This is a genomic window from Nocardiopsis sp. NPDC006198, assembly GCF_040613895.1.
GTDB lineage: Bacteria > Actinomycetota > Actinomycetes > Streptosporangiales > Streptosporangiaceae > Nocardiopsis > Nocardiopsis tropica.
Genome location: NZ_JBEXSY010000065.1, coordinates 1 through 13,376, shown reverse-complemented (window position 1 = coordinate 13,376; position 13,376 = coordinate 1). Strand labels below are relative to the sequence as shown.

Genomic DNA, 13,376 nt, shown 5'->3' with positions numbered 1-13,376 from the left:
GGCCCCGCGGGGAGCGCTCAGGCCAGTCTGCTGACGACCGAGAGCGGCAGCACCCGCATCGCGAAGCCGATGGGGACCCAGGGCCAGGCGGGCACGTACGCCTTCACGCGCCGCCGCTCGATGGCGGCCACCATGGAGCGGACGCCGGGCACGGTGTCCACCATGAACCGCGTCCTCTGCTCCACGCGCTCGTTCATACCGGTGCGGATGTAGCCGGGGTGGACGACGGACACGTCCAGGCCGGGCACACGCTCCGCGCGCAGGCCCTCGGCGATGGCGGAGACCCCCGCCTTGGTGGCGGCGTACACGGTCATGGACCTGCGCATGCCGCGCAGGGCCGACATGGACGAGATGAGCACCAGGTGGCCGTGCCCCTGGGCGCGGAAGATCCCCATGGCGGCCTCGGTCTGGGCGAGGGCGCCCATGAAGTTGGTCTCCGCCGTCCGGCGGTTGGCGTCGTGGCGCCCCGTCCCGAGGGCCGCGCCCTTGCCGAGGCCGGCGTTGACGATCACGCGGTCCATACCGCCGAAGGCGTCGGCCAGGTCGCCGAACACCGAGAACACGGCGTCGGCGTCGGTGACGTCGAGGGCGCGCAGTTCGACCCGCCGTCCGGGATTGGCCGCGGTGATCTCCTCGCGCAGCGCCTCCATCCGGTCGACGCGCCGCGCGCACAGGGCCAGGTCGTAGCCGAGGGCGGCGAACTGGCGCGCCATCTCGGCTCCCAGACCGGCGCTGGCGCCGCTGATCAGGATCGTTCCCTTGCTCATACCTGCTTCTCCGTGGTGTTCGTCGTTCCGGTGTCCCGTGCCCGGCGGGGTGTGGCCGGGCACCGGCCGCCGCGGGGGCCGGAGGGGGCGGGACCGGCCGCGTCGACACTACGGTCCCGTCGGGCGGCGTGCGACGGCGCGGGCGTGGGAGCGCCGGGGTGGACGCGGACGACACGGGAGGGGGCGGGCGCCGCGCTGCACGGCCCCGGCGCGGGGCGCCGTCCTCCTGGGCCGACACACCCGTCGCGAGGTCCTAGGATGCGGGGCGTGAGCGAACGAACGATGCGACGCGGCGACGACCACCCCCACCGGGGCGAGGTCCGCGAGATCCCCACCTCAGAGAACGCCACCCGGCTGGCGTACGCCCCCGAGCGCGACGGCCTCGCCGACGCGGGCGAGATCGTGTGGACGTGGGTGCCCTACGAGGAGGACCCGAAGCAGGGCAAGGACCGCCCGCTGCTGGTCGTCGGCCGCAGGGGCAGGCGCCTGCACGGCCTGATGCTGTCCTCGCAGCGCCCCGAGGAGTGGGAGCGCCAGGACTGGCTGCCGATCGGCTCGGGGCCCTGGGACAGGGAGGGGCGCGATTCGTTCCTCCGCGCGGACCGGCTCTTCGAGTTCGACGAGGACGACATCCGGCGTGAGGCCGCGGTCATGGACGAGGAGATGTTCTGGCTGGTCGCGGACGTCCTGCGCAGCCGCTACGGCTGGACCTGAGCCGCGGGGCCGCGCCCGGGACCCGGTCCCGGGCGGCCCGCACCGGCGGCGCCCTCAGAGGGCGCTTCCCCCCGTAGCGTCGATGACCTGTCCGGTGGTCCACCCGGCCTCGGGCGAGGCCAGGTAGCGGACCAGGGCCGAGATGTCCTCCGCCTCGCCGACCCTGCCGAAGACGGAGAGGCCGGCCGCCCTCTCCCGGGCCCCGGGTTCGCCGAGCCAGCCCGCGTTCATGTCGGTGTCGACCACCCCGGGCATGACCGCGTTGACCGTGACCCCGCGTGGCCCGAAGGCCGGCGCGAGCGCCAGGGTGAGGGCGTTGAGGGCCGCCTTGGACGCGGAGTAGACGGGGTGGGTCGGGGCGGCGACACGGGTGTATCCGGTGGAGATGTTCACGATGCGACCGTTCCGGCCCATGCTCGGGGCCAGCCGCTGGATGAGGAACAGCGGCGCGGTGAGGTTGACGTCCATGACCCGGTGGTAGGTGGGCGCGTCGATCCTTCCCAGTTCCTGGGGCTCGCCGATGCCCGCGTTGTTGACCAGCACGTCCACCTCCCTCCGGCCCGTGGTTCTCTCCGCCTCTTCCAGGAACGCGTCCGCGGTGGCCTCCACCGCGTCCAGGGTGTCGGCCCCGAAGTCGGCTCGGATCGTGACCGCTCGCGCGCCCCGCTCCTCGATCAGCTCCGCGGTACGGGCGGCGGACTCCCCGTCACCGCGGTACTGCACCCCCACGAGGGCGGCGCCGTCCTCCGCGAGGGACAGTGCTATCGCCCGTCCGATGCCGCGGGTACCGCCCGTGACCAGTGCTGTCCGGCTCATCCCGTCCTCATTTCATAGTGATCGCTACAGAATGAAGATTACTATAGTGGTCACTATGGAAAAAAGGCGGGCCGAGGGGCGCGGCCGACCGCGCGAGTTCGACGAGGAGCGGGTCCTGGACCGGGCGATGACCGTCTTCTGGCGGCACGGTTTCGAGGGGGCGAGTCTGAGTGAGCTCCAGCGGGCCACGGGGCTGACGCCGCCGAGCCTCTACAACGCGTTCGGGTCCAAGCTGGGGCTGTACGAGGCGTGCTTGGACCACTACGCCCGGGGCGTGGGAGCGGGCACGGCGAAGGTGCTCGACGAACCCGAGGCGTCCCGTGACGGCATGAGGCGCCTGCTGGCGAACGCGGCGCGTGACTTCACCGAGCCGGACCGGCCGCACGGGTGCATGATCTCCACCGCGGCCCTGGCCGTGGGCGAACGGCACGCGGAGGTCGGGCGGGCGGTCGCCGCGCGACGGGCCCGGACGATGGAGGCGGTGGCCGCCTACCTGGGGCGCGCCAAAGACGCGGGGGAGCTGCCGCGGGGAGCCGACACCGCGGCTCTGGCGCGGTACTTCGGCGCCCTCATCCAGGGGATGTCCGTCCAGGCCGGGGACGGGGCGGACCGTGCCGACCTGGAGGCGCTGGTCGGGGTGGCCATGGAGGCGTGGCCCCGGGGGTGAGCGCGCCCCGCGGAGGCCCGGCCCCGGCGCGCGGGCGGGCCGTCCGCCGGAACGCGCGGGGAGACGGGACGCCCCGGGTCGGCGCGCGGGGAGCGGGGCCGGGGCCCGCGGAGGGCCCCGGCGCGGACCGTCGCGTCAGGTGAGGGCCAGCAGGCGGACGGGGCCGCCCGAACCGCCCCTGATGTTGGCGACGCCCACGACCGCCATCGCCCCGTTCTCCGGGGCGGTCTCCAGGTGGGCGACCATCTCCACGGCGTACTTGTTCTCGCCGAGCAGGAACACGTGCCCCTCGGGGTTGGACGCGGAGTCGGGCCCGTAGTCGAAGCTCGGGGTGTCCACGGCGACCCCGGCGATGTCCCGCTCGGACAGCAGCCAGGCGAGCGCCTCGAGCTCGAACCCGGGGAAGTGGGCGATGCCGTCGCTGCCGCGGTTGAGCATCGCCTCCTCGCTCTGGAGGACCCGCGCGCTCCAGCCGGAGTCCATGGCGACCAGGGCCCCCTGGGGGATGCGTCCGTGGCGCCGTTCCCAGCGGCGCAGGTCGGCCACGCCCACCTGCGCGTCGAAGTCCCGTGCGGCGCGGTCGGAGATGCGGATGACGACGAGGGGGCAGACCAGGTCGCGCGGGTCGACCTCGTGCGTGTGCAGGGCGTCGGGGCTGTCGTTGAAGTGCCACGGCGCGTCGAAGTGCGTCCCGGTGTGCTCGTCGATCTCCAGCTTGAGCGCGTTGAACCCGTCCTCCGCGATCGAGGCGAACTGGAAGATGTTGGGGTCGAGGATGTAGGGCCGGTAGATCGGGAAGTCGTTGTGGAGGACGTGGGTGAGGTCCGTGACCCTCAGCCGCGAGGGGCTGATGTCCGCGATGGTCTGGGCGTGGGCGGACTCCACCGGACCCCCGAGGGCCCCGATCCCCGTCAGCACCGCGCCGACGGCGGCCGATCCGGTCAGCATGCGGCGCCGGTTCACCCCGCTGCTCACCAGGCGTGCGGACGGGTCCGGGCGCTCGGCCGTGATCGTGCCCCCGGGCGTTTCCGGGGTGTGTCCCGAGGCGGTCATGAAAGTCTTCCGGGCCTTGTGGATCACGTGGGGTCCGCACATCGCAGTGTTCCTCTTCCAGGTCTGGCTGATCGAGCTAGGAGGAGTATACGATCTCTTATGCAAAAGAGAAGACTGATTTGCATAAGATATCTTTTGATGCCGACGGGGTCGCTCCGCGGGAGGGTGGGACCGGGGCGCTCCCGATGCGGGCGGTGATCCGGCGGACACGCAGGCGGAGGGCCGACGGGCCGGGCGGAGCCCCGTCCGGGCGTGCGCGGGCAGCCCGGGAGGGGCGGGTGAGAAGGCGTGAGGGGCGCGGGTGCGGACCTTGCGCGGTTTTCTCCGGACTTTCATGTTCTCGTTCGGAAAAACACCTCGTACCGTGCGGGCCGGACCGCGGCGTTCGACCCCCGCGCCGAAATGAGGGAATTCCCCTCGCGGGACACCCGGTTCCCCGGGGTATTTCACGGGATTTTCACGCGACCCGCGTCCGGAATTCCCGTGCGTCCCCGCCCGCCGGGCCGGACGGCCCGGCGCGGGTCACGCGGAGTGACGGCTCCGGTCCTCGGACCGGACGACCGTCGCCGGGGCCGAGCCGTCCGAGGACTGGTCCAGCAGCCTCCGCGAGACGGTCACCTCAAAGGTCTCGGGTGATTCCGCGAGGACCTCGGACAGGGCCAGGCAGCCGGACACCACGTGGTGCCGTATCCACTCGACGGTGTACAGGTCCGCCTCCGTCCCCGGGCGGAGCCTGACGCGCAGGCGCAGTCGTTCGTCCTTGGTGTGGGGGGAGGTCAGGACCACCTGGGCGGCCTCCACCGAGTCGAGCTGGAGGGCGAGCGACGCCAGGTCGGCGGGGTCGACCAGGCTGCTGAGCGGCCCGTAGGGTGCGTCGATGCGGCTGTGGGTCCGCAGGGCCCGGCCGGGGCGGCCGCAGGAGCAGGACGTCCACTCGGCCCCGGTGCCGGTGTCGTAGCGCAGCAGGGGGACGACCGACTTCCTGTGCGTGACGGTCACGAGCATGCGCCCGCCGACGATCTCCGTGTGCTGGTAGGGGAGCGGGTGGAAGGTGTCGACCGCGCAGTCGGGGCCGCTGTGGCCGATGATCCAGGTCTCCGCGGACCCGAACAGCGACCACGTGCGCAGATGTGGGAAGTACGTGCGGATCAGTGAACGCGTCTCCGCGTCCATCGCGGGCCCGCTCCAGAGCACCTTGCTCAGGAAGTCCAGGCGCCGGCCCGAGGCGGCGCAGAAGCGGAGGATGCGCTGGACCGTGTCCAGGGTGGTGGCGACGGCGGTCACGCCGTGCCGCTCGAAGAGGTCGAGGCACGGTTCGATCATCTGGTCCGTCGGGGCGTCGAGCGACAGCGTGGGGATCCCGGCCCGCGCGGCGAGCGCGTTGTGGAGGTCGTGCGACGCGCGCAGGTGGAACGGGGTGCTCAGGCTCGCGAGCAGGTCGCCCGGGGCGAAGGGGCGAAGGTGGGGGAAGATCTCGTCCACGTGCAGGTCGGAGGGGAGAGCGCCCATGCGGCTCGTGGACGTGGTGCCGCCCATGAGGTGGAGCGAGGCGCGGGAGAGCTCGGCCGGGTTCTCCCTCATCATCGCGTCGACGGCCTCGCCGAGCTCCTCGCGGGTGAGGGGCGGCAGGTCGACCAGGCGGGGCCGCCTGCCCAGGCCGAGGTAGCGGCCGTACTTGTGCCGCATGGACGGGATCCTCGTGAGGCGCTGCAGCGCCTGGGCCAGGGGGAGTGGCCCCTCCACCATTCCTCCGATATTCATCGTCATTCTCGTGCTCGCATCTCTGGGTGTTAGGGATTGCGTTCAGCCCGCCGGGGACAGCTGCGGTGACGTAAATGAATCTGAAATTCTTGTTAAGTCTTCTCGGGGGAATGCCTTCGGTGGCGGCATGGCTGGTTCGTGGCCGTTCGGACAGTAAAGCAGATTCCTTCACGGCGGGACATGGCGAAGATTTCCGCCGATAGTGAGCGCGCGATCACCGCAGGTCATGTTCACTTGTTGGGAGATGTCTCGGAGCGTGGTCCCTCCGTGGCCGGATGTGGTCGGGTGATCTTGCTCACCGCGAACGGTCGAAAGGGGAACACCTGTGCGGAGCCGCCCGGTCCCCCGGAGGCCGGAGGACGCCCTCCGGGACCACGCGGAGAGGGCCGGGGGCGCGGCGCGCCGACGGAGGCCGGGTCCTCTCCCCGGGAGCGGCGAGGGCCGCGCATCCGGTCGGGAGGGGACGGCGGGCCGGTTCCGCACATGCGTCGGCCGGCCTCCGGTGCGGGGAGGGGACCGCACGCCCGGGCGCGGAGGGGCCGGGGCCGCCCGGGACGAGGGGACCCGGCCCCGGTCCGGCGCCCTGCCCCGGGGCCCCGCCGGTTTCCGGCGGCGCGGGGCGGACGGGGCGCGGGCGGCGGACGGGGCCGCCCGCGCGTTCTGCGGGAACCCGGCGGGACAGGGCGCGCCCTCCGCGCGTCACCGCGCCCGCGGAGGGGCGGGCCGTTCCCGGGCACGGCCGTCACCACCGAGCCGTGCGCCCGCGGGGAACCGCCGCCGGGGCGGCGGAGCTCTGGGGGGCACCGGCGCCGCCGGCGCCCCCGGTACGCGGGCGGCCGGGGAGCGGCCGGCCGACCGCGCCGGAGGGGGCCTCAGGCGAGGCTCGGTGCCGCCCGTCCGGCGTCCTCGGACGGGCGGAGGCGGCCGCGGGCCCGGCCCAGGTGCGCGGCCAGTTCCACGCGGAGCCGGGCGTGGTCCCCGGCGTGGCCGTGGGCGGCGACGTAGCCGTCCGGGCGGATCAGGTGGTACCCCGGGGCCGAGCACAGGCGGTGCTCCGAGGCCTGTGCGGCCGACAGCGTCACCGTCCGCACCTGCGGCCGGTCGGAGGCGAGCGCGGAGAACGGCTCCCCGGGCCGGGCCCGGGACCGGTCCGGGGTGACGGCGAGCGTCCAGCCGGGCAGCTCCGGCCCGTCGCCGGCCCGCCCGTGCCCCGTCTCCGTGTTCCGCGGCGCGGTGACCCCCAGGGACACCGCGAGGGAGCGGGGGAGGGCGTGCCCGGTGCGGACTGCGCCCGCCAGCCGCCCGGTGAGCCGGCACAGGGACGGCCAGGCGGGGTCCTGTGTGAGCCGTGCGGGTGTGTACCGGAACCGGTATCCGGCCATGACGGGCAGGTATCCGCGCTCCATGACCGGCTCCAGGAGCCGGAAGGCCGCGTCCCGGCCCGCGGTCTGCAGGGGGTGCTGGAGCATCCACCCGCGCGTCTGGATGTCGGTGTCCCGCACGACCTGGCGCGCCACGTCCTTGCGCTCCGGGCCGTAGGTGCCGAGCAGTTCCGGAGGGGCCTCGCCCCCGACCACCGCGGCCAGTTTCCAGGCGAGGTTCTGCGCGTCCTGCATCCCGGTGTTGAGCCCCTGGCCCCCGGCGGGGCTGTGCACGTGCGCGGCGTCCCCCGCGAGGAAGACCCGGCCCCGCTGGAAGTCGTCCGCGTGCCTGCGGTGCACGCGGAACACGGACTCCCACACGGGGTCGACCAGGCGCACGCCGCCCGGCCCCTGCTCGTCGGTGATCCGCTGGAGCAGGTCGACGCCGGCCTTCTCCCCGGGCGGGAGGCTCGCGAAGAACCGGAAGACGCCGTCGGGCAGGGCGACGATCACCAGGGCGCCCTGGGGCGACTGGTAGTAGAGCGCCTCGTCGGTCGGCAGCTCCCCCTCGATGCGGCAGTCCACGAGGGCGAACGCCGACTCGTAGGTGCTTCCGACGAAACCGGTGCCGATCTGGGCGCGCACCGCGCTGCCCGCGCCGTCCGCGCCGATGACGAAGGGCGCGTGGTAGCGCTCGACGGTCCCGTCGGAGTGTTCGAGGATCGCCGTCACCCCCTCGGTCGCGGTGATGTCGCCGGAGAAGTCCAGCCCGTCGAGGGCGAGCAGCCGCACCCCCCGTTCGATGTGTCCGCCCAGGGCGTGCAGCCGCTCGGTGAGCACGCGCTCGGTCTCGTTCTGGGGCAGGCACACGGGGGCCAGGTGCTCGGGGAAGGCGAACGAGGCCAGGGGCTCGCCGGAGGAGAAGTAGCGGAACCTCCGGATGTCGATGCCGGCGCGCCGGGTCGGCTCCAGGGCCCCCAGGTCGTCCAGCAGGTCGAGGGTGCGGGGCCAGAGCAGCAGAGCCTTGGGGAAGGGGGACGCGGTCTCGGCGCGGTCGATGAGCCGGACACGTGTTCCTCGTCTCAGAAGCTCGCACGCGGCGGTCAGGCCGACGGGTCCGGCGCCGACGACGAGCACGTCGGCGGGCGGGGCGGCTGTGCGGGTGGAAGGTGTGTCGTCACTGGTCAACGGCATCTCGGGGAGCTCCGATCGATCCTGTTGCGGTGGTACGTCCCGGGTCCGCCCACCGCGTACCCGGCCAGGTCTATAAGATTGACGATGAACATAAGATACCTTATGTTCATCCACGAATGGATAGTCATAAGAATCCGAATCATGAGGTGTGGGAATGGCGATAGACGCAACGGATCGGCCGGGCGCACAGCTCGCTCCCGCCCCGTTGACCAGAGGACAGGCGGTGGCCACACTCGTCGCCGTCGCCCTGTCCAGCGTGATGCTGCCGCTCGCCGTCACCGCTCCGGCAGTGGCGCTCACCCAGCTCGCGGCCGACCTGAACGCCACGGTCGGCGAGGCCCAGTGGGTCCAGAACGCCTACAACGTGACCTTCGCGGCGTTCATGCTCGCCGCGGGCGGGCTTGCCGACCGGTTCGGCAGGCGCCGGGTCCTCGTCATCGGCCTCGTCGTCTTCACCGCCATGGCCACGGTGATCGGCCTCTCCTCCAACATCGTCGTCATCGACATCGCCAGGGCGGTCCAGGGCATCGGCGCCGCGGGCATCATGACCAGCGGGTCGGCGATCCTCGCCGACTCCTTCCGCGGCGTGGCCAGGGCCAGGGCCTTCGGCCTCCTGGGCACCTCGTTCGGCTTCGGCCTGGCCATGGGCCCGTTCGTCGCCGGACTGATGGTCAACTTCGCGGACTGGCGCATGGTGTTCCTGATGAACATCGCGTTCGCCGCCGTCGTCCTGCTCCTGGTGCGCTCGATCCGGGAGTCGAGCGACCCCAACTCCACCTCGGTGGACTGGGGCGGTGTCATGACCTTCAGCACCAGCCTGTTCCTGCTCTCCCTGGCCTTCGTCCAGGGGGCCGAGGCGGGCTGGCTCAGCCTGAGCGCGATCGGTTCCGCGGTCGGGTTCGTCGTCTTCCTCGCGGCCTTCGTCCTGGTGGAGTCGCGGGTCCGGCGCCCGATGTTCGACCTCTCGCTGTTCAAGCGGCCCACGTTCGTCGTGGTGGTCTGCCAGCCCTTCACCATCACCTTCGGCTTCGTGGTCCTGCTCGTCTACCTGCCGCCCTTCTTCCAGGGCGTGGGAGGGTTCGGCGCGGCCGAGGCCGGAGCCCTGCTCCTTCCCCTGACCCTGCCCGTGCTCGCCCTGCCGATGCTGGCCGGGCAGCTGGCCGCCAGGCTCCCCCTGCGGGTCATGCTCGCCACCAGTTCCCTGCTCATCGCGGGCGGGTCCCTGTGGCTGATGACCCTCCAGCCGGGTCAGCACTGGACGGCGCTGGCCGCGCCCCTGGCGCTGTTCGGCACGGGCGTGGGGAGCGCCTTCGGCGTCATGGACAACGCCGCGCTCAGCTCCGTGGAGGTCGAGCGGGCCGGAATGGCCTCGGGCATCTTCAACACCATGCGCATCACCGGGGAGAGCGTGGCGATCGCCGGCGCCGGATCGGTACTGGCGACCCTCTCGCTGAGCACGCTCGACCTCTCCTTCGCCAGTCCCGAGCAGGAGCGGACCCTGGCGGGTGAGGCCACCCAGGGCCGGCTCGAGACGGCACTGGGCCAGTTCGCCGCCGGAGACCGCCAGACCGCTCTGGACGCGGTGTCGACCAGCCTCACCTCGGCGATGCACACCACGTTCCTCGGACTGGCGCTCCTCGCCCTGGCCGGCGCGGTGGTCACCTTCCTCGTCGTCAAGGAACGCGAACTCCGCTAGCCGACCCCGGACCGCCCCCTCCGGGAGGTCCCCGCCGGACCCCGCCACCAGACCCCCGCCGGCCCCCACCACCGGACCCCGCCCCGTCCGCCGACGCTCCCCGGGAGGCACTCCCCGCTCCGCGGCCTCCCCGCCAGATCAGGTCCCCGAGCCCGAGGAATGCGAGACAGACCATGCAGATGCCCGTGCGCCACCTCCTCAACGGCGACACCGACACCGCGACAGCCCACCCGGACGGTCCGAACCTGGACTACGAGCGGACCCTCGACCGCACCGTCGTCCACCGGGAGTCGCTGGCGGAGGTCTTCGTCACCGACACCCAGCCCCTGGGCGGCGACGCCCACGCGGCCGCCGCCCAGCTCCCCCGGTCGCACGCCTACTACGGCGACCACCTTCTCCGCCCCCGCCTCCACGACCCGGTGCTGCTGCTCGAGGCGTGCCGGCAGGTGGGCCTGGCCATCGCCCACACCCACTACGGGGTCCCCTTCGACCACAAGTTCGTGCTCACCACCCTGGGCATCAACATCACGCGCCCCGAGCGGATGGCGGTGGGGACCGCCCCGTGCGCCCTCCGGATGCTCTGCTCGGTCGAGGACAAGAGGGTCAAGGAAGGCCGCGTCGTCGGCTACGACGCCAGGTTCCGCCTGTTCGTCGACGGCACCGAGGTCGGCAACGCCGTCGTCGGCCTGCGCTTCAAGTCCCCGGCGAGCTACGGGGCGCTGCGCCTGAGCAACCGCTCGGGAGCCCCGGTTCCCTCCACGGAGACCTTCGACTTCGCCGTCACCGGGGAGGTCCCCGCCCCCTACCTCGTCGGCCGGTCCAACGGCGACAACGTGGTCCTGACCGGGCTCGCGGGGGACGGGGACGCGGTGTCGGCCTCCCTGCGCGTGCTCCCGCAGCACCCGAGCCTGTTCGACCACGCCCAGGACCACCTGCCCGGCATGGTCCTGATCGAGGCCGGGCGCCAGCTGGCCCTGAACACGCTCATGGAGGTCCAGGGGACCTCGCCCGCCAAGGCCTACCCGGCCGAGATCACCGCCACCTTCACCAGCTTCGGCGAACTGGAGCCCCGGACCGAGGTGCGGGCCCGCACCGCTCCGGCGACCGCGGAGGAGGGCGAAGGGGTCTACTACACGCAGGGCGGGATCGTGGAGTTCATCGCGCCCACCGGCGGCCCGGAGCAGTCCCCGGCCTCCGTCGAGGTGGACGTGCTCCAGCGGGGCGCGTCGATCTGCCGGATCGACGTCGGCCTGGTCCGCATCCCCGCATGACGCGGACCCCACGGACCCCCTACAGGCAGGAGACCCCATGACCACCCCGAGCGAAGAATCCGGCCCCCGGGGACGCGGCATCGCGTTCTTCGACGTGGACGAGACGCTCATCGGACCGAAGAGCATGTTCTCGTTCCTGGAGTTCCACTTCGGGGACGGCTCCAGGGAACCGGGCTCCTACGAGCGCGCCGTCGCCCACCTGCGGGCGGCGGCGGCCCGGGGAGTGCCCCGCCAGGACGTGAACCGCCTCTACTACCGCCTCATGGCGGGGGAGTCCGTCGAGGGGCTGAGAGCCGCCGGACGGAAGTGGTTCTCCGAGGCCGCGAGGGCGCCGGGCTTCTGGCACACCCCGGTGCTGGAGCGGCTGCGCCGCCACAGGGCCGGGGGCGACCTGGTCGTCCTGCTGTCGGGCTCCTTCTTCGCCTGCCTGGACCCGATCGCCGAGGCGGCCGGAGCCCATTGGGCGCTGGGCACGAGGCCCGTCGTGCGCGACGGGCTCCTGACGGGCGAGGTCCTCGTCCCGATGATCGGAGCGACGAAGGGCGTCGCGGCCAGGGCCGCCGCAGCGGTGAGGGACGTCCCCCTGTCCGACTGCACCGCCTACGGGGACCACTCCAGCGACCTGGCGCTGCTCTCGTCCGTCGGCAGCCCGGTGGTCGTCGGCGAGGACTCCGTGCTCGCGGCGCACGCCGAGGCCCACGGGTGGGAGCGCGTCACCGCCGGCTCCGGACACCCGGTCCCCGCCTCCGGCGGAGAGGAGCCCCGGCCTTCCCGCCGGTGAACGCGCGAAGCCCGCGGACCGCGCCCGGCGCGCGCAGTCCGCGGCAGGGGCCGGCGCCCCCTCCGGGGCCCGCGGCCCCGGGCGACTCCGGAAAGCGCCTCCGCCCGGAGCGGCGGCGGCCCCGAACCCCTCCCGCAGTCCAGCAAGAAGGAGACAGCACGATGACCATCGCCATCCTCGGCACGGGCTCGTACCTGCCGGCCGAAGTGGTCGGCAACGACCCGATCGCCCGGACCGCCGGTGTCACCGACGAGTGGATCCGCCGCAAGACCGGGATCCGTGAGCGCAGACGCGCGGCACCGGACCAGGCCACCTCCGACCTCGCGGCCGAGGCCGGCCGCCGGGCCCTGGCCCAGGCGGGCGTCCCCGCGGACCGCCTGGCCTACGTCATCGTCGCCACGTCCACCCCGGACCACCCCCAGCCCGCCACGGCGAGCATCACCCAGCACCTGCTGGGCGCCTCCTCCGCGGCGGCGTTCGACGTCAACGCCGTGTGCAGCGGGTTCGTCTACGCGCTCTCCGTGGCCGAGCACCTGCTGCGACCCCACGGCGAGGCCTACGCGCTGGTCATCGGCGCCGACATCTACTCCCGCATCCTCGACTACGGCGACCGCAAGACGGCGGTCCTGTTCGGCGACGGCGCGGGGGCGGTCCTCCTGGGGCCCGCCCGGGACCGCGGCGGGGTCGTCGGGACCCAGCTGCTCACGGACGGGGACCACCACCACCTGATCAAGGTCCCGGCCGGCGGGTCGCGGCTGCCCGCGTCCCCGGCGACCCTGGAGCAGGGCGAGCACTTCTTCACGATGGAGGGGCGCGGCGTGCGGGAGTACGTCACCCGGCGCCTGCCCGAGGCGATCCACCGGATGCTCGACGGGATGGGCGTGGGACGGGAGGAGATCCGCCACTTCGTGCCCCACCAGGCCAACGGCGCGATGCTCGCCGACGTATGGCCTTCCCTGGGCCTGGACCGCGCCCGCCTCCACCTCACGGTGGAGACCCAGGGCAACACCGGGTCGGGGTCGGTGCCCGTCGCCCTCGACACCGTGCACCGGGCGGGCCTGCTCGAACGGGACGACCTCGTCCTGCTCGCGGGGTTCGGCGGCGGCATGAGCGTGGGGCTGGCACTCGTGAGGTGGAGCCCCGTGGCCGCGCAGGCGTCCTCCGTCCTGGCTCCGGCCCGTTCCGGAGGGGTGGTCCCGGTGCACGTCCCGGCGTGACGCCGTCGCCCCCGGGGGGGGCAGCAGGACTACGACACCGTCGCCGAGTCCGGGGTGGACGGCCTGATCGCCAACCTG

General features: G+C 73.1%; 11 protein-coding genes. 6 read left to right on the top strand and 5 right to left on the bottom strand.

Going from position 1 to position 13,376, the window contains the following annotated elements:
• Positions 1-17: 17 nt before the first annotated feature.
• On the bottom strand, positions 18-767 hold the full coding sequence (locus ABZ234_RS28520) for an SDR family oxidoreductase (protein ID WP_355014081.1): 750 nt from the start codon (positions 765-767) through the stop codon (positions 18-20).
• A 267-nt stretch (positions 768-1,034) separates the two neighbouring features.
• Between ABZ234_RS28520 and ABZ234_RS28515 the strand changes: the two genes are divergently transcribed.
• Positions 1,035-1,481, top strand: a complete 447-nt coding sequence (locus tag ABZ234_RS28515; protein WP_355014080.1) for a type II toxin-antitoxin system PemK/MazF family toxin — start codon at positions 1,035-1,037, stop codon at positions 1,479-1,481.
• A gap of 54 nt (positions 1,482-1,535) precedes the next feature.
• Here the strand turns inward: ABZ234_RS28515 and ABZ234_RS28510 are convergent, their stop codons facing one another.
• Complete coding sequence (locus ABZ234_RS28510; RefSeq protein WP_355014079.1) at positions 1,536-2,297, bottom strand: SDR family oxidoreductase; 762 nt, start codon at positions 2,295-2,297, stop codon at positions 1,536-1,538.
• 55 nt (positions 2,298-2,352) lie between these two features.
• On the opposite strand from ABZ234_RS28510, the gene ABZ234_RS28505 reads away from it, so the two are divergent.
• Complete coding sequence (locus tag ABZ234_RS28505) at positions 2,353-2,964, top strand: TetR/AcrR family transcriptional regulator (protein WP_344183046.1); 612 nt, start codon at positions 2,353-2,355, stop codon at positions 2,962-2,964.
• A gap of 135 nt (positions 2,965-3,099) precedes the next feature.
• Here ABZ234_RS28505 and ABZ234_RS28500 read toward each other — a convergent pair whose 3' ends face one another.
• The 3 genes from ABZ234_RS28500 to ABZ234_RS28490 all read right to left on the bottom strand — a co-directional run bounded on the left by ABZ234_RS28500 (position 3,100) and on the right by ABZ234_RS28490 (position 8,333).
• The gene (locus ABZ234_RS28500) at positions 3,100-4,017 is read right to left on the bottom strand and encodes a cyclase family protein (protein ID WP_267948614.1); all 918 of its coding nucleotides are present in this window, start codon (positions 4,015-4,017) and stop codon (positions 3,100-3,102) included.
• A 522-nt stretch (positions 4,018-4,539) separates the two neighbouring features.
• A complete protein-coding gene (locus tag ABZ234_RS28495) occupies positions 4,540-5,778 on the bottom strand; it encodes an AMP-dependent synthetase (protein WP_355014078.1) in 1,239 nt (412 codons plus the stop codon).
• Positions 5,779-6,650: 872 nt separating this feature from the next.
• A complete protein-coding gene (locus tag ABZ234_RS28490; RefSeq protein ID WP_355014077.1) occupies positions 6,651-8,333 on the bottom strand; it encodes an FAD-dependent monooxygenase in 1,683 nt (560 codons plus the stop codon).
• 223 nt (positions 8,334-8,556) lie between these two features.
• Between ABZ234_RS28490 and ABZ234_RS28485 the strand changes: the two genes are divergently transcribed.
• The 4 genes from ABZ234_RS28485 to ABZ234_RS28470 all read left to right on the top strand — a co-directional run bounded on the left by ABZ234_RS28485 (position 8,557) and on the right by ABZ234_RS28470 (position 13,298).
• Complete coding sequence (locus ABZ234_RS28485; RefSeq protein WP_267948617.1) at positions 8,557-10,029, top strand: MFS transporter; 1,473 nt, start codon at positions 8,557-8,559, stop codon at positions 10,027-10,029.
• Between the two features lie 173 nt (positions 10,030-10,202).
• Positions 10,203-11,300 carry a ScbA/BarX family gamma-butyrolactone biosynthesis protein gene (locus ABZ234_RS28480; RefSeq protein WP_355014076.1) on the top strand — a complete coding sequence of 366 codons (1,098 nt, stop codon included), beginning with the start codon at positions 10,203-10,205 and terminating at the stop codon, positions 11,298-11,300.
• A gap of 37 nt (positions 11,301-11,337) precedes the next feature.
• The gene (locus ABZ234_RS28475; protein WP_355014075.1) at positions 11,338-12,081 is read left to right on the top strand and encodes an HAD-IB family hydrolase; all 744 of its coding nucleotides are present in this window, start codon (positions 11,338-11,340) and stop codon (positions 12,079-12,081) included.
• Between the two features lie 161 nt (positions 12,082-12,242).
• Entirely contained in the window at positions 12,243-13,298 is a 1,056-nt protein-coding gene (locus ABZ234_RS28470; RefSeq protein ID WP_355014074.1) for a beta-ketoacyl-ACP synthase III, read from the top strand.
• The last annotated feature ends 78 nt before the right edge of the window (positions 13,299-13,376 follow it).